General features: G+C 55.8%; 21 protein-coding genes. 9 read left to right on the top strand and 12 right to left on the bottom strand.

The window, feature by feature from the left end:
- The first annotated feature begins 345 nt into the window (after window positions 1–345).
- Genes ptsH through crr form a run of 3 tightly spaced genes read left to right on the top strand, consistent with a single transcriptional unit; the run spans window position 346 to window position 2,926 of the window.
- Window positions 346–603: a phosphocarrier protein Hpr gene (gene ptsH, locus HII27_RS24195; RefSeq protein ID WP_002913505.1), complete on the top strand. Its 258-nt coding sequence runs from the start codon at window positions 346–348 to the stop codon at window positions 601–603.
- A gap of 45 nt (window positions 604–648) precedes the next feature.
- The gene (gene ptsI / locus HII27_RS24190) at window positions 649–2,376 is read left to right on the top strand and encodes a phosphoenolpyruvate-protein phosphotransferase PtsI (protein WP_185669913.1); all 1,728 of its coding nucleotides are present in this window, start codon (window positions 649–651) and stop codon (window positions 2,374–2,376) included.
- A gap of 40 nt (window positions 2,377–2,416) precedes the next feature.
- Window positions 2,417–2,926, top strand: a complete 510-nt coding sequence (crr, locus tag HII27_RS24185) for a PTS glucose transporter subunit IIA (RefSeq protein WP_185669912.1) — start codon at window positions 2,417–2,419, stop codon at window positions 2,924–2,926.
- Between the two features lie 60 nt (window positions 2,927–2,986).
- On the opposite strand, the gene HII27_RS24180 is transcribed toward crr, so the two are convergent.
- Window positions 2,987–3,226: a cytoplasmic protein gene (locus HII27_RS24180; RefSeq protein ID WP_115073804.1), complete on the bottom strand. Its 240-nt coding sequence runs from the start codon at window positions 3,224–3,226 to the stop codon at window positions 2,987–2,989.
- Window positions 3,223–4,089, bottom strand: a complete 867-nt coding sequence (pdxK, locus tag HII27_RS24175; RefSeq protein ID WP_185669911.1) for a pyridoxine/pyridoxal/pyridoxamine kinase — start codon at window positions 4,087–4,089, stop codon at window positions 3,223–3,225. Before pdxK ends, HII27_RS24180 begins: the two co-directional genes overlap by 4 nt.
- Before the next feature lie 84 nt (window positions 4,090–4,173).
- Here pdxK and ptsJ point away from each other — a divergent pair, with 84 nt between their 5' ends.
- The 3 genes from ptsJ (at window position 4,174) to HII27_RS24160 (ending at window position 6,688) form a co-directional block, all read left to right on the top strand.
- Window positions 4,174–5,469 (top strand): MocR-like B6 salvage transcription factor PtsJ, encoded by a 1,296-nt coding sequence (gene ptsJ / locus HII27_RS24170; RefSeq protein ID WP_185669910.1) that lies wholly within the window; start codon window positions 4,174–4,176, stop codon window positions 5,467–5,469.
- Window positions 5,470–5,482: 13 nt separating this feature from the next.
- Complete coding sequence (locus tag HII27_RS24165; RefSeq protein WP_185669909.1) at window positions 5,483–6,187, top strand: type 1 glutamine amidotransferase; 705 nt, start codon at window positions 5,483–5,485, stop codon at window positions 6,185–6,187.
- A gap of 99 nt (window positions 6,188–6,286) precedes the next feature.
- Window positions 6,287–6,688, top strand: coding sequence for a YybH family protein (locus HII27_RS24160; protein ID WP_185669908.1), 402 nt, complete (start codon window positions 6,287–6,289; stop codon window positions 6,686–6,688).
- Here HII27_RS24160 and cysM read toward each other — a convergent pair.
- From cysM to HII27_RS24135, 5 genes are all read right to left on the bottom strand, one after another.
- Window positions 6,685–7,596: a cysteine synthase CysM gene (cysM, locus tag HII27_RS24155; RefSeq protein ID WP_185669907.1), complete on the bottom strand. Its 912-nt coding sequence runs from the start codon at window positions 7,594–7,596 to the stop codon at window positions 6,685–6,687. The genes HII27_RS24160 and cysM overlap by 4 nt on opposite strands.
- A 113-nt stretch (window positions 7,597–7,709) precedes the next feature.
- The gene (gene cysA / locus HII27_RS24150; RefSeq protein ID WP_185669906.1) at window positions 7,710–8,804 is read right to left on the bottom strand and encodes a sulfate/thiosulfate ABC transporter ATP-binding protein CysA; all 1,095 of its coding nucleotides are present in this window, start codon (window positions 8,802–8,804) and stop codon (window positions 7,710–7,712) included.
- A complete protein-coding gene (cysW, locus tag HII27_RS24145) occupies window positions 8,794–9,669 on the bottom strand; it encodes a sulfate/thiosulfate ABC transporter permease CysW (protein ID WP_185669905.1) in 876 nt (291 codons plus the stop codon). Before cysW ends, cysA begins: the two co-directional genes overlap by 11 nt.
- Window positions 9,669–10,502 (bottom strand): sulfate/thiosulfate ABC transporter permease CysT, encoded by an 834-nt coding sequence (cysT, locus tag HII27_RS24140; protein WP_185669904.1) that lies wholly within the window; start codon window positions 10,500–10,502, stop codon window positions 9,669–9,671. Before cysT ends, cysW begins: the two co-directional genes overlap by 1 nt.
- The gene (locus HII27_RS24135) at window positions 10,502–11,518 is read right to left on the bottom strand and encodes a sulfate ABC transporter substrate-binding protein (RefSeq protein WP_123650234.1); all 1,017 of its coding nucleotides are present in this window, start codon (window positions 11,516–11,518) and stop codon (window positions 10,502–10,504) included. The genes cysT and HII27_RS24135 overlap by 1 nt, the downstream gene beginning before the upstream one ends.
- 197 nt (window positions 11,519–11,715) lie before the next feature.
- On the opposite strand from HII27_RS24135, the gene HII27_RS24130 reads away from it, so the two are divergent.
- Entirely contained in the window at window positions 11,716–12,078 is a 363-nt protein-coding gene (locus tag HII27_RS24130) for an endonuclease domain-containing protein (RefSeq protein WP_185669903.1), read from the top strand.
- An 85-nt stretch (window positions 12,079–12,163) separates the two neighbouring features.
- Here HII27_RS24130 and HII27_RS24125 read toward each other — a convergent pair whose 3' ends face one another.
- The 4 genes from HII27_RS24125 to HII27_RS24110 form a co-directional block, all read right to left on the bottom strand.
- On the bottom strand, window positions 12,164–13,063 hold the full coding sequence (locus HII27_RS24125; RefSeq protein WP_185669902.1) for a Dyp-type peroxidase: 900 nt from the start codon (window positions 13,061–13,063) through the stop codon (window positions 12,164–12,166).
- Between the two features lie 96 nt (window positions 13,064–13,159).
- Window positions 13,160–13,735, bottom strand: a complete 576-nt coding sequence (locus HII27_RS24120; RefSeq protein WP_185669901.1) for an RpoE-regulated lipoprotein — start codon at window positions 13,733–13,735, stop codon at window positions 13,160–13,162.
- 61 nt (window positions 13,736–13,796) lie between these two features.
- Window positions 13,797–14,246, bottom strand: coding sequence for a DUF2919 domain-containing protein (locus HII27_RS24115; RefSeq protein ID WP_185669900.1), 450 nt, complete (start codon window positions 14,244–14,246; stop codon window positions 13,797–13,799).
- Entirely contained in the window at window positions 14,233–14,658 is a 426-nt protein-coding gene (locus HII27_RS24110) for a GNAT family acetyltransferase (protein WP_035891508.1), read from the bottom strand. Before HII27_RS24110 ends, HII27_RS24115 begins: the two co-directional genes overlap by 14 nt.
- A gap of 213 nt (window positions 14,659–14,871) precedes the next feature.
- Between HII27_RS24110 and amiA the strand changes: the two genes are divergently transcribed.
- Complete coding sequence (gene amiA / locus HII27_RS24105) at window positions 14,872–15,741, top strand: N-acetylmuramoyl-L-alanine amidase AmiA (RefSeq protein ID WP_185669899.1); 870 nt, start codon at window positions 14,872–14,874, stop codon at window positions 15,739–15,741.
- Window positions 15,741–16,640 (top strand): oxygen-dependent coproporphyrinogen oxidase, encoded by a 900-nt coding sequence (gene hemF, locus HII27_RS24100; protein WP_185669898.1) that lies wholly within the window; start codon window positions 15,741–15,743, stop codon window positions 16,638–16,640. The genes amiA and hemF overlap by 1 nt, the downstream gene beginning before the upstream one ends.
- Before the next feature lie 43 nt (window positions 16,641–16,683).
- Here hemF and maeB read toward each other — a convergent pair whose 3' ends face one another.
- On the bottom strand, window positions 16,684–18,963 hold the full coding sequence (gene maeB / locus HII27_RS24095) for an NADP-dependent oxaloacetate-decarboxylating malate dehydrogenase (protein ID WP_185669897.1): 2,280 nt from the start codon (window positions 18,961–18,963) through the stop codon (window positions 16,684–16,686).
- Window positions 18,964–19,157 lie beyond the last annotated feature (194 nt).

Here is a 19,157-nt window from a genome sequence, read left to right as displayed (position 1 = left end):
GTGCTTTTTTGTGGCATGCATCAAACTTTTACCCCCCCTGGCATTGATTCACCTCCGTAGGTCTGGTATTTAACCTCTCATATTTATTTTGAGCCGCGAAATTATTCTTAACAGGTTTTCCATAAGCTGAATCGATTTTATGATTTGGTTCAAATCCTGCTTTCACGGCATAATGTTTAATGATAAGCGAAACGTCAAAGGCCAGAAGCGTCTGCGTCGGATGGTTTGTCGCCGATGGTAGTGCTGATTTTGTGGGCGTCGCTTGATTTGTAATACAGGCTAAAGTCTATCCACCAGGCTAGACTTTAGTTCCACAACACTAAACCTATAAGTTGGGGAAATATAATGTTCCAGCAAGAAGTTACCATTACCGCTCCGAACGGTCTGCATACCCGCCCTGCTGCTCAGTTTGTTAAAGAAGCGAAAGGCTTCACTTCCGAGATCACTGTGACCTCCAACGGCAAAAGCGCTAGCGCAAAAAGCCTGTTCAAACTGCAAACTCTGGGTCTGACCCAGGGCACCGTTGTTACCCTGTCCGCAGAAGGTGAAGACGAGCAGAAAGCAGTTGAACATCTGGTTAAACTGATGGCTGAACTCGAGTAAGTTCAACGAGTTCTTTTAAATATCAGTCACAAGTAAGGTAGGGTTATGATTTCAGGCATTTTAGCATCCCCGGGTATCGCTTTCGGCAAAGCACTGCTGCTGAAAGAAGATGAAATTGTCATCGACCGGAAGAAAATTTCTGCCGATAAAGTTGAGCAGGAAGTTGAACGTTTTCTGAGCGGCCGTTCTAAAGCGTCAGCTCAGCTGGAAGCTATCAAGACTAAAGCTGGCGAAACTTTCGGTGAAGAAAAAGAAGCCATCTTCGAAGGGCACATCATGCTGCTCGAAGATGAGGAGCTGGAGCAGGAAATCATAGCCCTGATTAAAGATAAGAACATGACGGCTGACGCAGCTGCGCATGAAGTTATCGAAGGTCAGGCAACTGCCCTGGAAGAACTGGATGATGAATACCTGAAAGAACGTGCGGCTGACGTACGTGACATCGGTAAGCGCCTGCTGCGCAACATCCTGGGTCTGGCCATTATTGACCTGAGCGCCATTCAGGATGAAGTTATCCTGGTTGCCGCAGACCTGACGCCGTCCGAAACCGCACAGCTGAACCTGAAGAAGGTGCTGGGCTTCATCACTGACGTCGGTGGCCGTACTTCCCACACCTCCATCATGGCGCGTTCCCTGGAACTGCCAGCGATCGTGGGTACCGGTAGCGTCACCACTCAGGTGAAAAATGGCGACTATCTGATTCTGGATGCCGTAAACAACCAGGTTTACGTCAACCCAACTAACGAAGAAATTGAGCAACTGCGTGCCATTCAGGAGCAAGTTGCCAATGAGAAAGCCGAACTGGCTAAACTGAAAGACCTGCCGGCAATCACCCTTGATGGCCACCAGGTTGAAGTTTGCGCCAACATCGGTACCGTTCGTGATATCGACGGTGCTGAGCGTAACGGCGCTGAAGGTGTTGGTCTGTACCGCACCGAATTCCTGTTCATGGACCGCGACGCGCTGCCAACTGAAGAAGAGCAGTTTGCGGCGTACAAAGCTGTGGCTGAAGCGTGTGGCTCTCAGGCAGTCATCGTCCGTACCATGGACATCGGTGGCGACAAAGAGCTGCCGTACATGAACTTCCCGAAAGAAGAGAACCCGTTCCTGGGCTGGCGTGCCGTGCGTATCGCAATGGATCGTAAAGAGATCCTGCGTGACCAGGTTCGCGCTATCCTGCGTGCCTCTGCTTTCGGCAAACTGCGCATCATGTTCCCAATGATCATCTCTGTTGAAGAAGTGCGTGCACTGAAGAAAGAGATCGAAATCTACAAACAGGAACTGCGCGACGAAGGTAAAGCGTTTGACGAAACGATTGAGATTGGCGTGATGGTAGAAACCCCTGCCGCTGCGACTATCGCTCGTCATTTAGCCAAAGAAGTTGATTTCTTTAGTATCGGTACCAATGATTTAACGCAGTATACTCTGGCAGTTGACCGTGGTAATGATATGATTTCACATCTTTACCAGCCAATGTCACCGTCTGTCCTCACCTTGATCAAGCAAGTTATTGATGCTTCTCATGCTGAAGGCAAATGGACTGGCATGTGTGGTGAGCTTGCAGGCGACGAACGTGCTACACTTCTGTTGCTGGGTATGGGTCTGGACGAATTCTCTATGAGCGCCATTTCTATCCCACGCATTAAGAAGATTATCCGTAACACGAACTTCGAAGATGCAAAGGTTTTAGCAGAGCAAGCACTTGCTCAACCAACTACAGACGAACTGCTGGCGTTGGTGAACAAGTTCATTGAAGAAAAAACAATCTGCTAATCCACGAGATGCGGCCCAAATTACTGCTTAGGAGAAGATCATGGGTTTGTTCGATAAACTGAAATCTCTGGTTTCTGATGATAAAAAAGACACCGGAACCATTGAGATCATTGCACCGCTCTCTGGCGAAATCGTCAACATCGAAGACGTGCCGGACGTAGTGTTTGCTGAGAAAATCGTTGGCGATGGCATTGCTATCAAACCGACCGGCAACAAAATGGTTGCGCCGGTTGACGGCACCATCGGTAAAATCTTTGAAACCAACCACGCTTTCTCTATCGAATCCGATAGCGGCATCGAGCTGTTCGTTCACTTCGGTATCGATACCGTTGAACTGAAAGGCGAAGGTTTCACTCGTATCGCGGAAGAAGGCCAGCGCGTTAAAGTTGGCGATACCGTGATTGAGTTCGATCTGGCTCTGCTGGAAGAAAAAGCCAAGTCTACCCTGACTCCGGTTGTTATCTCCAACATGGACGAGATCAAAGAACTGATCAAACTGTCCGGTAGCGTAACTGTGGGTGAAACCCCAGTCATCCGCATTAAGAAGTAATGCTTAATTGCATATAGAAATGGCGCCGATTGGCGCCATTTTTTTTGCCTGTAGGCCAGGTCACAGCTGCGACGTCACCGGGCGGAAACACGGCTCGCGCATCAGAACTTTCATCCCTTCCGGCCCGCTTTCCAGCATTCGACGCTCAGAATCAGACACCAGTAGTTCACACTGATAGCCACCGGTCACGCCAAACATCGCCCGCGCAACGCAGGCATCCTCAAGGGCATCCTGCCCGCTGGTATCAAAATGCCCTACCAGACGGCCATTATGCCGAATAACCAGACGATAACACTTCATCGCACCTCCCCTGCCGGTGGCAGTATTAATTCATCACAACCGCATTGCTGCGTCCAACTCATCACTGCCAGCACCCTTTCTGCCGCCGCATGCGCGGCTGCAGCCAACGACTGTTGCTGCACAATGCCGCTAATGAGCTCAGCACAGAACAGATCGCCCGTCCCTTTCAGGTCCGTTTCCAGACGTGGATGCTCAATCACCTCTGTCGATTCCGGCGTCACCACGGCAACCGTAATATTGTTTTCCGTCTGCCCCGGCGCGCTGGTGATCACCACCCACTTCAGCGTGTCGCTGAGCAGTGATTTCGCCGCCAGAATCGCCTCACCCAACGTACGGCATGGCTTGCCGCTGAGCATTTCCAGCTCGAACACGTTCGGCGTCAGCCCCTGCGCCAGCGGCAGCAGATGAGTACGGTAGGCCTCCGGGATTTCCGCCTTCACGTAGATCCCACTGTCGACATCGCCAATCACCGGGTCGACCAGGATGCAGATATCCGGATGCGACACCTGTACCGTTTTCAGCCACTCAGCCAGCAACGCAATCTGCTCCGCGCTGCCCATATAGCCGGTGGTGACCGCTTTCAACTCACGCAGCGCATCGCGCTCGTTCAGTGCTTTCAGGTAGCCGCCGAACCACTCACCGGGAATAACGCCGCCGTAGAACGTCTCGTAGTGCGGCGTGTTGCTGAACAGCACCGTCGGCACGGCGGTCACCCGCAGACCGTGGGATTTAATCGCGGGTACCGCGATGCTGTTGCCTACGCTGCCGTAGACCACCAGCGACTGAACGGCCACGATGTCCGTCTGTAATGCCCGGTGCGTATCGTTGAAGAGCACCGACTGTATTTCACTATCCTGCCCCATCACCTTCTCCTCTGACTCTGGACAGCGGGCTAACGCCTCACTATTATCGTCATATGCTAAAATTCATTTTGTCATAGGTCAATAATGATCGACGGAAAAAGCGCCAACGAAATCTTTGACAGTATTCGTCAGCATATCACCAGCGGAGCCTTAGCGAAGGGAGAAACGCTGCCGCCGGTACGTGAACTGGCCGCCCAGCTTGGCGTTAACCGCAATACGGTGGCGTCCGCCTATAAGCGGCTGGTCACCTCCGGGCTGGCGCTGAGCCTGGGTCGTAACGGTACCGTGGTTAAAGAGACCGTCGCTCCGGTGGCGCTGGAGGGCGGTAACCCGCATACCCCGCTTACCGATCTCTCCAGCGGCAATCCCGCCACGGCACAGCTGCCAAACCTGGCTCAGTATCTCTCCCACATTAGCTGCTCACCGCGCCTGTATGGCGATACGCCGGTGTTGCCAGCGCTGGCTGACTGGGCGGCGAAGTGGATGCAGGACGCCATGCCCGCAGCGGGAGAAATCGACCTCACCAGCGGTGCAATTGATGCCATTGAGCGCCTCCTGAGCGCCCATCTGCTGCCCGGTGATAGCGTTGCCGTTGAAGACCCCTGCTTTCTGAGCAGCATCAGCATGCTGCGCTACAGCGGCTTTAGCGCCAGCCCGGTTCCCATCGACCAGGAAGGTATGCTGCCGGAAAAGCTGGAGCAGGCGCTGAGCAAAGGCGCTCGTGCGGTGATTCTGACACCGCGCGCCCATAATCCTACTGGATACAGCCTTAGCGTCGCCCGCGCCGCCGCCTTACAGCAGGTACTGAACCGCTATCCGCAAACGCTGGTGATTATCGACGACCACTTTGCTCTGCTCGCCAAAGCGCCATGGCATCCGGTCATTACGCCGCAGACGCAGCACTGGGCGGTGGTGCGCTCGATGTCAAAAACGCTGGGTCCGGATCTGCGGCTGGCCTTTGTCGCCAGCGATAAAACCACTTCTGCGAAGCTGAGACTGCGCCTGAACGCCGGCAGCCAATGGGTCAGCCACCTGTTGCAGGATCTGGTCTACGCCTGCTTAAGCGACCCTGACTTCCAGCAATCCCTTGAGCAGACTCGCCAGTTTTACGCCGGGCAGCAACAAAAAATGGCCGAGGCGCTTCAGGCGCAAGGCGTCGCAAATATTGCCCCCGGCGACGGCCTGAACTTCTGGCTGCCGCTCGCTGATTCCAGCCATGAAACGGCCTTTGCGCTCGCCAAATCCGGCTGGCTGGTGCGCGAGGGGGACGCTTTTGGCGTGCAGGCGCCAGCACAGGGCCTGCGCATTACGCTTTCAACACTCAACGACAACGACATCAACCGACTGGCTGGCGATATTCGTCAGGCGCTGAGCCACTAACAGGAGAACATCCGTGCGAGTCCATTTTGTTATTCATGAATCATTTGAGTCTGCGGGTGCCTACCTGCCCTGGGCTGCGACGCGCGGCCACATCGTGAGCGAGACCCATGTGTATACCGGGGAGGCGGTGCCAAAGAGCGCCGATGGTTTTGATATGCTGGTGGTCTTTGGCGGCCCGCAGTCGCCGCGCACCACGCTTGCCGAGTGCCCTTATTTTGACTCGAAAGCCGAGCAACGGCTGATTCGTCAGGCGATTGAAGCCGGGCGTATCGTGGTAGGGATCTGCCTCGGCTCGCAGCTGATTGGCGAAGCGCTAGGTGCAGAAGTGCAGCAGAGCCCGGATAAAGAGATTGGTCACTACCCGATTACGCTCACCTCAGCAGGGCTTGAACATCCGCTGTTCAGCCATTTCGGCTCGCCGCTGACCGTAGGCCACTGGCACAACGATATGCCGGGCCTGACCCCAGAGGCAGTGATTCTGGCCGAAAGCGCAGGCTGCCCGCGCCAAATCGTTCAGTATCGCGATAAGGTTTATGGTTTCCAGTGCCACATGGAATTCACCGCCGATGCGATTGAAGGGTTAATTCAGCACTCCGAGCAGGAACTGGCAGAGGCCAAAGGCAAACCGTTTATCCGTTCGGTGGAGGAGATGCGCGCGCACGATTATCGCGAAATGAACCAGAAGTTATGGGAATTCCTTGATAAGCTGACCCAGTAAGGTTGAAGCATTCCCGGCGGCGCTACGCTTGGCCGGGCTACAAAAAACCAAACCGTAGCCCGGACGAGGCGAAGCCGACTCCGGGGATGAGGAGAACCCATGCCAGCAACATCGCTAAAAGCCGTTATCGAAGCCTGCGACCGCGCTATCTCGCAGGAAGACTACGCCACGCTAATGGAATACTACGCCGACGACGCCACTCTGGTGGTCAAGCCGGGTATGGTCGTCAGCGGCAAAGAGAATATCCGCAAAGCGTTTATTGCCATTGCCGACTACTTTGGGCACCGGCTGGTGGTGACGCAGGGGCGAATGGAAATAATTGAAGGCGGTGATAACGCGCTGGTGATCATGGAAACCCGGCTGGATATTCCGTTGGCGGAGGGCGGTTCAACGCAGGTCACGCGCCGCGCCACCTACGTTTTTCAACAGTTTGCGGGCCGCTGGCTTTGTACCGTAGATAACTCCTACGGTACAGACCTGCTGGATAATCCCGAGATTTAAATCCCTGCGCCCTGGCTAAAATGCTCTTCGCCAAACACGCCGGTTGAGAGGTAGCGATCGCCGCGATCGCAGATGATCGCTACCACTACCGCTCCCGGGTTTTGCTCGGCCACGCGAATGGCGCCCGCCACCGCACCGCCAGAGCTCACGCCGCAGAACACGCCTTCTTTCACCGCCAGCGCGCGCATGGTGTTTTCCGCGTCGTTCTGGTGGATATCCAGCACCTGATCGACAAGACTGGCGTTGAAAATACCCGGCATATACTCTGCCGGCCAGCGGCGAATGCCCGGAATACTGCTGCCCTCTTCCGGCTGCAGACCAACGATAGTGACCGCTTTGTCCTGCTCACGTAAAAAGCGCGACACGCCGGTAATGGTGCCGGTGGTCCCCATACTGGAGACGAAATGGGTAATGCGCCCCGCCGTCTGCTGCCAGATTTCCGGGCCGGTGGTGGTGTAGTGCGCGTACGGGTTATCCGGGTTGTTGAACTGATCCAACAGCTTGCCTTCGCCACGTTGGGCCATTTCAAGCGCTAAATCACGCGCCCCTTCCATCCCCTGCTCTTTGGTGACCAGAATCAGCTCTGCACCGTAGGCACGCATCGCCGCACGACGTTCCTGGCTCATGTTGTCGGGCATCAGCAGCTTCATCTGGTAGCCCTTGAGCGCGGCAATCATCGCCAGCGCAATGCCGGTATTACCACTGGTCGCTTCAATCAGCACGTCACCCGGCTTAATTTCGCCGCGCTTTTCCGCTTCGACAATCATCGACAGCGCTGCGCGGTCTTTGACCGACCCCGCCGGGTTGTTGCCTTCTAGCTTGATCCAGATTTCGCTGCCGTTATCCGGCCCCAGACGTTGTAATTTGACCAGCGGCGTGTTGCCGATCGTTTGTTCTAATGTATTCACTTCTGCTGTCCAATAAAAAACCCGGCTGCGTTTCGCTTACCGGGCCTGTCAATATTGTCTTGTAGGCCGGGTAAGCGTAGCGCCACCCGGCAAAACCACGTGCGATTAAGCTATCAGGCCGTTTCTGCCAGAGCAAGCGTCTCATGGGACTCAATACGCTGGTCGCCGTGGTACAGGCGCGCATTCTGCAGGCCGACAAACAGGCGATCGCCACGCAGCGGCGCGTCGTCACCGCGCATCACCACCGTTAACGGCTCCTGATACCACCCCAGAGGCTGAACAACTAATTGGGTGTAGTGACCTTTAGGGCTGGCTTCCAGCACCTGCACCGGCAGCGGAGAATCGAGGCTGGTACGACGGCTCACGTCCACTTCCCACGGGCGCAGGAACAGATCCACTGGCCCCTGATAAGACGGCGTATAGCCCAGCGGCCAGCGGTGCGCGCCAACGTGGAACTGCCCACCGCGAATGGTGCCCTGTAGACGGTTCACTTCGCCCATAAACTCCAGCACAAAGCGGGTCGCGGGCTCGCGCCATACTTGATCCGGCTCGTCGGCTTGTTCGATATTGCCCTGGCTCATCACCACCACGCGGTTAGCGACTTCCATCGCCTCTTCCTGGTCGTGGGTAACGAAGACGCTGGTGAATTTCAGCTCTTCGTGCAGTTGACGCAGCCAGCGACGCAGCTCTTTACGCACCTGCGCATCCAGCGCGCCGAACGGTTCGTCGAGCAGTAAAATCTGCGGTTCAACCGCCAGCGCACGGGCCAGCGCCACGCGCTGTTTCTGCCCGCCGGACAGCTGTGCCGGGTAGCGATCTGCCAGATGGGCAAGCTGCACCATCTCCAGCAGTTTGGTCACTTTGGCTTTAATGGTCGCGGCGTTTGGACGCTCGCGGCGCGGCAGCACGGTCAGGCCAAAGGCGATGTTGTCGAACACCGTCATATGGCGGAACAGCGCGTAGTGCTGGAAAACAAAACCTACCTTGCGATCACGGGCGTGCAGACGACTCACGTCGGTACCGTGGAAGCGAATATGCCCGCTGGTCTGGTGTTCCAGCCCGGCGATAATGCGCAGCAGCGTGGTTTTCCCGGAACCGGACGGCCCCAGTAGCGCGACCATCTGGCCGGAAGGGATATCCAGAGAGATATCATTCAGCACCTGGGTGCGACCAAAAGACTTCTTAATATTGGCAATCTCAATGCTCATGATTTCCCTCCTGTTGCGCGCGTTTTTCTTGATTATGCAAACGCCACTGCAACGCACTCTTTAAGAACAAGGTCAAAATAGCCATCAGGGTCAGCAACGCGGCGGCGGTAAAGGAACCGACGGTGTTGTAGTCCTGCTCCAGCAGTTCAATCTGTAATGGTAACGACAGGGTCTCGCCGCGAATCGAGCCAGAGACCACCGACACGGCGCCAAACTCGCCGATAGCGCGGGCGTTGGTCAGCACCACGCCGTACAGCAGCGCCCAGCGAATGTTCGGCAACGTGACGCGTTTAAACATCTGCCAGCCGGAAGCGCCAAGCAGCACTGCCGCTTCGTCTTCCTGGCTGCCCTGGCTCAACATCACCGGCACCAGTTCACGAACCACGAACGGGCAGGTGACGAAGATGGTGACCAGCACCATGCCCGGCCAGGCAAACATAATCTGCAGGTTATGCGCTTCCAGCCAGCCGCCAAGCGGGCCGTTGGAACCGTAGAACAACAGATAAACCAGACCCGCCACCACCGGCGAGACGGCAAACGGGATATCCAGCAGCGTCAGCAGCAGCTGACGCCCCGGGAAGTTAAAGCGCGTCACCAGCCAGGCGAGCAGCACGCCGAACACCAGGTTCACCGGCACGGTAATCAGCGCAATCATCACCGTCAGCCAAATGGCATGAAGCATGTCCGGGTCGGCCAGGTTATGCAGTACCGGCATCAGCCCTTTGCTGAACGCCTGGACGAAGATATAAATCATCGGCACCAGCAGGATAAAGGCCGACACCACCATCCCGATGCCAATCAGCACCCATTTCCCCCAGTTGATGCGGGGGGCGTCATAGCGTTTCAATTGAGTAACTTCCGCCATTAGTGACCTACCACACGTCGACCAAAGCGACTTTGCAAGGTATTGATGGAGAACAGCAGCAGCAGAGAGGCCGCGAGGATCACCGACGCAATCGCGCTCGCCGCCGGATAATCAAACTCCTGCAGGCGAATAAAGATCATCAGCGAGGTCACTTCCGTCTTCCACGCGATGTTACCAGCGATGAAAATCACCGCGCCGAACTCGCCGAGGCTGCGGGTAAACGACAGCGCCACGCCCGCCACCAGCGCCGGAGACAGCTCCGGCAGCACCACTTTACGGAAGCTCTGCCAGCGCGTTGCGCCCAGAGTTTCCGCCGCTTCTTCATACTCGGGACCTAACTCTTCCAGCACCGGTTGTACGGTACGCACCACAAATGGGATGCTGGTAAACGCCATCGCCACCGCAATGCCGAGCCAGGTATAGGTCACCTTGATATCAAACTTCGCCAGCCACTCGCCGTAGAAGCCGTTCACCGAGAACAGCGACGCCAGCGTCAAGCCCGCTACCGCCGTTGGCAGCGCAAACGGCAGATCCATCAGTGCGTCCAGCAGCGTGCGGCCCGGGAAACGGTAGCGGGTTAAAATCCACGCCATCAGCAGGCCAAACACGCCGTTAAAAATCGAGGCCACAAACGCCGACAGCAGCGTCACTTTATAGGCCGCCACCACCTGCGGGTTGGTGATCACTTCCCAGTACTGCGACCAGCTCATCTGCGCCAGTTGCATAACCAGTGCGCTCAGCGGCAGCAGCAGAATTAAACATACAAACAGCAGACTGGTGCCGAGGCTCAGGGTAAAGCCCGGCAGCACGCGTCTGGAGGAGACTGCAAACATTACTTACGCCCCGCCGCTAACAACTTGTCTAACTCGCCACCGCTGGCGAAATGGGTTTTCATCACTTCTGGCCAAGCACCGAACTTGTCTTCCACGCGGAACAGTTCGGTCTGCGGGAATTTGTCTTTCAGCTTGTCCATCACCTGCGGGTTGTTCACGCGATAGTAGTAGTCGGTGATGATGGTTTGCGCCTGCGGGCTATACAGGTAATTCAGGTAGGCTTTCGCCGCCTTCTCGGTACCGTTAGCTTTGACGTTTTTGTCTACCCACGCGACCGGGAACTCCGCCAGAATGTTGACCTTCGGCACCACGACTTCGAAGCCCTGATCTTCATACTGCTTACGAATATTGTTCACTTCAGACTCAAAGGTGATCAGCACGTCGCCGAGACCACGCTCCACGAAGGTGGTGGTTGCCCCACGGCCGCCGGTATCAAACACTTCGACGTTTTTCAGGAACTGGGTCATAAACTGCTGGGTTTTGGCTTTATCGCCGCCGTCAGCCTGATCCGCCGCGCCCCACGCTGCCAGATAGGTGTAGCGCGCGTTACCGGAGGTTTTCGGGTTCGGGAAAATCAGCTTCACGTCCGGACGCACCAGATCATTCCAGCTTTCGATGTGCTTCGGGTTGCCCTTGCGCACCAGGAACGCCATGGTCGAGTAGAACGGTGAGCTGTTGTTCGGTAAACGAGACTGCCAGTCGGCCGGGATCAGATTGCCTTTATCGTGCAGGATCTGCACATCGGTCACCTGGTTATAAGTTACAACGTCAGCTTTTAAGCCCTGCAAAATCGCCAGCGCCTGCTTGGAAGAACCGGCGTGCGACTGCTTAATCGTCAGCTTGTCACCTGCGTTATCCTTAGCCCATTGCTGCTCAAACGGCGTATTCAGGGCGGCAAACAGCTCACGGGAGACGTCATAAGAACTATTTAACAGCTCTGTTGCCTGTGCTTGTGCCACCAGCAGCATTGAAGCAGCCAGCGCCAGGTATCTTTTTTTCAGTAACGTCATAGCCATTGCGCACCCTATCGTTTGAGGACTCTCTGAGCATCAGTGTATTTATAACGGGGACGAAAGGAGTAACGGTTTTATATACCGTTTGGTGATTTGGAAGTTGAAAAGAGAATAAGCGCCAGAATGGTGCTTTCTGAAGCGAGATTCCAGAATCGTAACAGCATTCTGACAAAGCGAAAACATCCAGGCAAAGTGCCTGAATGGAAAATACCTATGATTTTGCTCGTCAGTTAAGGCGAGGACTTACGCCCCATGAACGCCGCTTGTGGTATCAGCTCCGGGATCGTCGGTTTGCGCAGTTTAAGTTCCGTCGCCAGCATCCGGTTGGGCCGTATATTCTTGATTTTGCCTGCTGCGCGGTTCGTCTGGCGGTGGAGCTGGATGGTGGGCAGCATAATGAGAGGGCCGGATATGATGCAAGGAGAACAGCATGGCTAGAGTTACAAAGGTGGCGGGTGTTGCGGTTCTGGAATAATGAGTTGATGGGGAATGAGGAGGCGGTGTTGGCGCAAATTCTGGAGGCATTGGTATCGCAATTACCCTCACCCCGGCCCTCTCCCTGAAAGGGAGAGGGGGAAAAAGCATACTGCACCTAACGGTCCCCTCTCCCCCACGGGGAGAGGGTTAGGGTGAGGGGGCTACGCCGAACTACAACGCCACCAGCTTATCCAGCGAAGGCGCAAAGTAATACCCACCGGTCACTGGCTTGGTAAAGCGCAGCATCGCATCACGCTTACCGTCGGTGTCGCCAAACATGCTCAGCAGCTGCTGCTCAATGTTGTGCAGACGCGCGCAGTAGGCGCAGAAATAGAGGCCATGAGTGCCGCTCGCGGTGCCGTAGGGCAGGCTCTGGCGCACAATTTTCAGCCCTTTGCCGTCTTCTTTCAGGTCAACGCGGGTCAGGTGAGAGGTTTCCGGGCGCTCGTCGCCGTCAATCTCTTCGTTGGCTTCTTTGGTACGGCCAAACATCATTTCCTGATCCGGCACGCTCATGCGGTTAAGCTGCTTGAGGTTGTGCTCCCAGCGCTGAACGAAAACATAGCTGCCGCCCGCATCAACGCCGTCTTTAATGACCGCAACTTCGCGGCGCGTCTCTTCACCCGCCGGGTTTTCGGTGCCATCAACGAAGCCGCTCAGGTCACGCTCTTCAACCCAGCGGAAACCGTGCACTTCTTCCTGCACGTCCAGGGCATCACCGAACGCCGCCAGCGCCGCCTGGGCAACGGAGAAGTTAACGTCGTGGCGCAGTGACAGAATGTGGATCAGCACATCAAACTGCGTGGAGGGTGCAAGTCCTTTACCGTACGGAGGGAAGTCTTTCAGCTCTTCTGCACCTACGCCGCCGCTCAGCTCACGCCAGGTGTTGTGACCAAACGCCACCACCGCGCCTAAATGCGCGTCCGGGAATTTATCCTGAAACGCCGCCAGCTTTTCGGCAAAAATTTTGCTGCCAGCGCGCAGGGCGTTTACGTCCCCTTTGAGATTGGCTTCAATCCAAATCGCCGCACGGCAATGTTCCGGCAAAATGCCGCTCTGAACCTGAGACATCGCTCCTCCTGAAATAAAATGCCACGACATCGTGGCATATAAAAACCTCACATATTGTACCCGCTTTTGACATCTGCGGGCTATCTGGCGTCAAATTTAGCGACGCCAGATAATTTTCTTCAGCGTCCAGTTCTTCAGCGTATCGTCCGGCGGCATCAGACCCTGCGGCCCCTGCCAGTCGCCCGAGAACTGATAGCTGATGTGCTCGCTGCCTTTGGCCTTACACTCAACGACGTTGCTGTCGTCCCCCGTGGTCGCCTGACAGTTGCCGAAGGCTTTATCGTAAACTTTATTGAACGGGGTGCCGACCTTCACGTCATCAGCGGCTTCAATACTGTCATCAAGAACATCAATACGACTGACGGTGCCGCTATCGCCGTTAATCACCAGCGCCAGCGTGTCGCCGCGCAGTGCTTCAAAGTAGTGAACGATATTACCGTCGTGCGCTTTCATCCCGCTACGCAGGCGGTAGCTGCTGCCGAGCGCGTCGCTAATCGCCTGCTCGTTCAGCGCCGTTGAGCCGCTAAGCCCGCCCACGCCCTGCTCCGTCACGCCGGCAGAGGAACCAAACCAGTTCCACGGATAGGCGGCGGACCAGTTCACCGACGACAGCGTAGAGCAGCCGGTCAGCGCCAGCGGGAGGGCACACAAGAGTAAACGCAGCGATTTCATTGATACTTCCTATATTTTCAAGTCAGGCCTATTGGAGTCCAGTAAACACAAAAAGTGCCGTCTATTCTGCGACATCCGTAAAACAGGCGTGTAAACGCCGGTTGGTGATAAGCCACCATAAGGCAAAAATATCGAGTAAAAACAGACTTAAGCCTATGCCAGAGAGCGTTTCGCCGCTCAGCCAAAGACAGGGCTGCCAGAGCAGTAAAATCAGTTGGGCGAAGATCAGCACCGGGCGCAGCCATTGCCATAGGCGTGGATACAGATGCCGCCGCCCGCTCAGCAAAAAAGCCAGTACCGCCGGTACGCCGGGGATCAGACCTATCCAGAAAAGGCTATGGTCGGGATAAAACAGATTCAGCAGCGCATCGCCCTGGTCGCGCGAAGCGCCCGCCATCAGGAACAGTACCCACGTCCGCGCCTGCAATAGCAGCAAGCACCAGAACAGGAAAGGCAGGCGCAGACGGCCCTGCGGGTCGTAATCAGCGGGCGAAAACTCAGTACTCTTCATCTTCTATCAGGCGCTTACCTAAACTTTGTGCGTCGGCGTGTTCATAGCCTAAACGCTCGTACATCCCCAGCACCACGTCGTTTTCTTCGCGCACCATAATCTGGATCTTCGGGCAGCCGCGGGCAATCAACTTCTTCTCAAGGCGATTAAGCAGCGCATTGGCGATGCCGCGCCCCCGGTATTCCGGGTGTACGCCGAGATAATATGCGGAGCCACGATGACCGTCGTAACCGCCCATAATGGTGCCGACAACTTCACCGTTCACTTCGGCGACCAGGAACAGGCTGACGTCGTGGTTTACCTTGCGCTCGATGTCCATCTCTGGGTCGTTCCACGGCCGCAGTAGATCGCATCGCTCCCACAGGGTGATGACCTCTTCAAAGTCCGACTGGCGAAAAACGCGTATCTCCATGGTATTACCCGCCTTTTCAGGTTTAAAAACAGTGATTATGGCGTGAACGGGCAATTTAGCCAATATCTGACGCGGCACAGTGAAAAAAATGGCATAATACGGTACAGACACGTATTGAAATGAAAAGTAAAACAATTCTCATCACGAACAGTCGTAACCGAAATCGCGATACGATATAACATATAGATTCTTGTTTTTACAACTCAGGCCGGAATGAGCACTTTTAAACCCTTAAAAATACTGACTTCGCGCCGCCAGGTGCTAAAAGCCGGATTGGCTGCACTCACGCTGTCGGGGATCGCCTCCCAGGCAGTCGCTAAAGAGACCAATTTAAAAACCAGCAACGGTCACAGCAAACCGGCAAAAAAATCGTCGGGCAGACGCTTAGTGATGCTGGACCCAGGCCACGGCGGTATTGATACCGGGGCCATTGGGCATAACGGTTCGAAAGAGAAACACGTGGTGCTGGCGATTGCCAAAAACGTCCGCGCTATTTTGCAAAAGAACGGTATCGATGCCAAATTGACCCGCTCTGGCGACACCTTTATTCCGCTGTACGACAGGGTCGAAATTGCCCATCAGCACGGTGCGGATCTGTTTATGTCGATTCACGCGGACGGCTTTACCAACCCTTCTGCGGCGGGCGCCTCGGTATTTGCCCTCTCGAACCGTGGGGCCAGTAGCGCCATGGCAAAATATCTGTCGGATAAAGAGAACGCCGCCGATGAACTCGCCGGTAAGAAGGCCAAGGATAAAGACCATCTGCTCCAGCAGGTGCTGTTTGACCTCGTCCAGACCGACACCATTAAAAACAGCCTGACGCTCGGCTCACACGTACTGAAGAAAATTAAGCCGGTGCACAAGCTGCACAGCCGCAGCACAGAACAGGCCGCATTTGTGGTACTGAAGTCGCCGTCCATTCCGTCGGTGCTGGTGGAAACCTCATTTATTACCAACCCAGGTGAAGAGAAATTGCTGGGTACCACCGCGTTCAGGCAGAAAATTGCCGATGCGATTGCCTCCGGCATCATCAGCTATTTCCACTGGTTTGATAACCAGAAAGCCCACGCGAAGAGACGTTAATGACCATCAACGTACAACAGGTGAAAGCCTTTCTGCTTAAGCTGCAGGACGATATCTGCCAGCAGCTTGAGCGCGTAGACGGCAGCGCCTTTATCGAGGATAGCTGGCAGCGGGAAGCAGGCGGCGGCGGTCGCAGCCGGGTGCTGCGCGACGGCAGCGTCTTTGAACAGGCCGGAGTGAACTTCTCCCACGTCTACGGCGACGCCATGCCCGCCTCCGCCACCGCACATCGCCCCGAGCTTGCCGGGCGCAGCTTTGAAGCGATGGGCGTTTCTCTGGTCGTTCACCCACGTAATCCGTACGTGCCGACAAGCCACGCCAACGTGCGCTTCTTTATTGCTGAAAAGCCGGGCGCTGAGCCGGTGTGGTGGTTCGGCGGCGGCTTCGATTTAACGCCCTATTACGGTTTTCAGGAAGATGCGGTGCACTGGCATACCGTCGCTCGCGACCTGTGTCAGCCGTTTGGCGAGGATGTCTATCCGCGCTATAAAAAGTGGTGCGACGACTATTTCCATCTCAAGCACCGCAATGAGCAGCGCGGCATTGGCGGCCTGTTCTTTGATGACCTGAATACGCCTGACTTCGACCACTGCTTTGGCTTTATGCAGGCCGTGGGGAAAGGCTTCACCGACGCCTACCTGCCGATTGTTGAGCGTCGCAACGCGATGCCATACGGTGAGCGCGAACGTGATTTTCAGCTCTACCGCCGCGGGCGCTACGTGGAGTTCAATCTGGTGTGGGACCGCGGCACGCTGTTCGGCCTGCAGACCGGGGGCCGTACGGAGTCGATTCTAATGTCGATGCCGCCGCTGGTGCGCTGGGAGTATAACTTCCAGCCGGAAGAAGGCAGCCCGGAAGCCGCCTTGAGCGAGTTTATAAAAGTGAAAGACTGGCTCTGAGCTAACCCGGGGTCGGCGTAAACGCCTCGCCCGGGCTGCATTGTTACAGCGGCTGGGTTTGCGCTTCGGCTACCGCCAGCGCCACCATGTTAACGATACGGCGAACGGAAGCGATTGGCGTCAGGATATGTACCGGCTTCGATACCCCCATCAGCACTGGCCCCACGGTTACCCCTTCAGAGCTGGATACGCGCAGCAGGTTGTAGCTGATGCGCGCCGCTTCCATATTTGGCATCACCAGAATGTTCGCGGAGCCTTTCAGCGGGCTGTCCGGCATACGATCATTACGGATGCTTTCCACCAGCGCAGCATCGCCGTGCATCTCACCGTCAATCATCAACTCAGGATCACGCGCCTTCACCAGCTCCAGCGCATCACGCATTTTGCTGGCTGACGGGCAGTCGGACGAGCCAAAGTGAGAGTGTGACAGCAGCGCCACGCGCGGTTCGATACCGAAACGACGTACGCTTTCAGCCGCCATCAGGGTGATTTCAGCAATCTGCTCCGGCGTCGGATCGTTGTTGACGTAGGTATCGGCAATAAAGGTGTTGCCGCTTGGCAGCAGCAGTGCGTTCATAGCACCAGCGGTATGAACGCCTTCACGGTAGCCAAACAGCGGCTGTACGGCGCTAAAGTGCTCGTGGTAGTCGCCAATGGTGCCGCAGATCATGCCGTCAGCTTCGCCGCGCAGCACCATAATGGAGCCAATCGCGGTGGTGTTGCTGCGCATTTCACGCTGCGCCTGCTCCTGAGTGATGCCGCGGCGCTTCATCAGGTTGTAGTATTCCTGCCAGTACTCTTTAAAGCGCGGGTCCGATTCGTTGTTAACGATTTCGAAGTCTACGCCCGCTTTGATTTGCAGCCCCAGCTTCTGCAGGCGCATTTCAATGACGCTTGGGCGACCAATCAGAATCGGCTTCGCCAGACCCAGCGTGATCAGCTCCTGCGTGGCGTGCAGTACGCGGTTATCTTCCCCTTCTGCCAACACGATACGCTTCGGCTCTTTACGCGCCTGAGAGAAAATCGGCTTCATGAACAGGTTGGTTTTGTAGACGAACTCGCTCAGTTTTTCGATGTAGGCATCAAAATCGGCAATCGGACGATTCGCCACGCCGGAGTCCATCGCCGCTTTCGCTACCGCAGGGGCGATCTTGACGATCAGACGCGGATCGAACGGCTTAGGAATAATATATTCCGGGCCAAAGCTCAGGTCCTGGTCACCGTAGGCGGAGGCCACCACTTCGCTCTGCTCGGCGTGCGCCAGTTCAGCAATCGCGTGGACTGCCGCCAGCTTCATCTCTTCGTTAATCGCCGTTGCGCCAACGTCCAGCGCGCCGCGGAAGATGAACGGGAAGCACAGCACGTTGTTGACCTGGTTCGGGTAGTCTGAACGGCCGGTACAGATAATCGCATCCGGACGCACTTCTTTTGCCAGCGGCGGCAGAATTTCCGGCTCGGGGTTGGCCAGCGCCAGAATCATCGGCGCACGCGCCATCTTCTTGACCATCTCCTGAGTCAGCACTTTCGGGCCGGAGCAGCCAAGGAAGATATCGGCATCGGCAATCACGTCGTCGAGGCTGCGTTTACCGTCATCTTTTACCGCATAAGCGGCTTTGGTTTCCGCCATATTCGGCTCGCGGCCTTCGTAAATCACGCCCTTCGAGTCGCAGACCACGATGTTGTGTTTCTGCATCCCCAGTGCCACCAGCAGGTTCATACAGGCGATTGCCGCCGCGCCCGCGCCGGAAACCACCATGCGAACGTCGGAGATATTTTTCTCGACGACGCGCAGGCCATTGAGGATAGCTGCGGTGCTGATGATAGCCGTACCGTGCTGATCGTCATGGAACACAGGAATGTTCATACGTTCACGCAGTTTCTGCTCAATGTAGAAACATTCCGGTGCTTTGATATCTTCCAGGTTGATGCCGCCGAAGGTTGGCTCCAGTGCGGCAACCACGTCGATAAATTTGTCAGGGTTGGTTTCGTCCACCTCGATGTCGAAAACATCAATACCGGCGAACTTCTTGAACAAAACGCCCTTGCCTTCCATTACGGGTTTACCGGCGAGCGCGCCGATATTCCCCAACCCGAGTACCGCGGTACCGTTTGATACCACTGCCACCAGGTTGCCGCGCGCCGTATATTTGTACGCCGCCAGCGGGTCTTTTTCGATTTCCAGACACGGCGCCGCTACGCCAGGAGAGTAGGCCAGCGCAAGGTCGCGCTGCGTTGCCAGCGGCTTAGTCGGGGAGACTTGAATTTTTCCTGGGATAGGGAATTCATGGAAATCGAGGGCACTTTGTTTTAATTGGTCGTCCATTTAGGGTTCCTTTCACGTATCGAACTAAAAAGGTGAAGCGCAATTACGTTCCTGATGCACTCCCGAAGGAAGCGCCTAGTATCGCCTTTGGCAGCCCGGCAAACTTTGAAGGCCGCCATACTCTTGCGAACACGCTTTGCTTTGTTATTGATTTATTGCTCGCATGTTATCAACTATCGGTAGCAAGATCATGA

It is taken from the genome of Kluyvera sichuanensis (assembly GCF_014218705.1).
Taxonomy (GTDB): Bacteria; Pseudomonadota; Gammaproteobacteria; order Enterobacterales; family Enterobacteriaceae; genus Kluyvera; species Kluyvera sichuanensis.
This window is presented reverse-complemented; position numbering and strand designations above follow the sequence as displayed.

Bases quoted from the DNA above. Each gene is read 5' to 3' on its own strand.
- ptsH (WP_002913505.1), top strand. From the start codon at position 346: ATGTTCCAGCAAGAAGTTACCATTACCGCTCCGAACGGTCTGCATACC.
- ptsI (WP_185669913.1), top strand. From the start codon at position 649: ATGATTTCAGGCATTTTAGCATCCCCGGGTATCGCTTTCGGCAAAGCA.
- crr (WP_185669912.1), top strand. From the start codon at position 2,417: ATGGGTTTGTTCGATAAACTGAAATCTCTGGTTTCTGATGATAAAAAA.
- HII27_RS24180 (WP_115073804.1), bottom strand. From the start codon at position 3,226: ATGAAGTGTTATCGTCTGGTTATTCGGCATAATGGCCGTCTGGTAGGG.
- pdxK (WP_185669911.1), bottom strand. From the start codon at position 4,089: ATGGGGCAGGATAGTGAAATACAGTCGGTGCTCTTCAACGATACGCAC.
- ptsJ (WP_185669910.1), top strand. From the start codon at position 4,174: ATGATCGACGGAAAAAGCGCCAACGAAATCTTTGACAGTATTCGTCAG.
- HII27_RS24160 (WP_185669908.1), top strand. From the start codon at position 6,287: ATGCCAGCAACATCGCTAAAAGCCGTTATCGAAGCCTGCGACCGCGCT.
- cysA (WP_185669906.1), bottom strand. From the start codon at position 8,804: ATGAGCATTGAGATTGCCAATATTAAGAAGTCTTTTGGTCGCACCCAG.
- cysW (WP_185669905.1), bottom strand. From the start codon at position 9,669: ATGGCGGAAGTTACTCAATTGAAACGCTATGACGCCCCCCGCATCAAC.
- cysT (WP_185669904.1), bottom strand. From the start codon at position 10,502: ATGTTTGCAGTCTCCTCCAGACGCGTGCTGCCGGGCTTTACCCTGAGC.
- HII27_RS24135 (WP_123650234.1), bottom strand. From the start codon at position 11,518: ATGGCTATGACGTTACTGAAAAAAAGATACCTGGCGCTGGCTGCTTCA.
- HII27_RS24130 (WP_185669903.1), top strand. From the start codon at position 11,716: ATGGAAAATACCTATGATTTTGCTCGTCAGTTAAGGCGAGGACTTACG.
- HII27_RS24125 (WP_185669902.1), bottom strand. From the start codon at position 13,063: ATGTCTCAGGTTCAGAGCGGCATTTTGCCGGAACATTGCCGTGCGGCG.
- HII27_RS24120 (WP_185669901.1), bottom strand. From the start codon at position 13,735: ATGAAATCGCTGCGTTTACTCTTGTGTGCCCTCCCGCTGGCGCTGACC.
- HII27_RS24115 (WP_185669900.1), bottom strand. From the start codon at position 14,246: ATGAAGAGTACTGAGTTTTCGCCCGCTGATTACGACCCGCAGGGCCGT.
- HII27_RS24110 (WP_035891508.1), bottom strand. From the start codon at position 14,658: ATGGAGATACGCGTTTTTCGCCAGTCGGACTTTGAAGAGGTCATCACC.
- amiA (WP_185669899.1), top strand. From the start codon at position 14,872: ATGAGCACTTTTAAACCCTTAAAAATACTGACTTCGCGCCGCCAGGTG.
- hemF (WP_185669898.1), top strand. From the start codon at position 15,741: ATGACCATCAACGTACAACAGGTGAAAGCCTTTCTGCTTAAGCTGCAG.
- maeB (WP_185669897.1), bottom strand. From the start codon at position 18,963: ATGGACGACCAATTAAAACAAAGTGCCCTCGATTTCCATGAATTCCCT.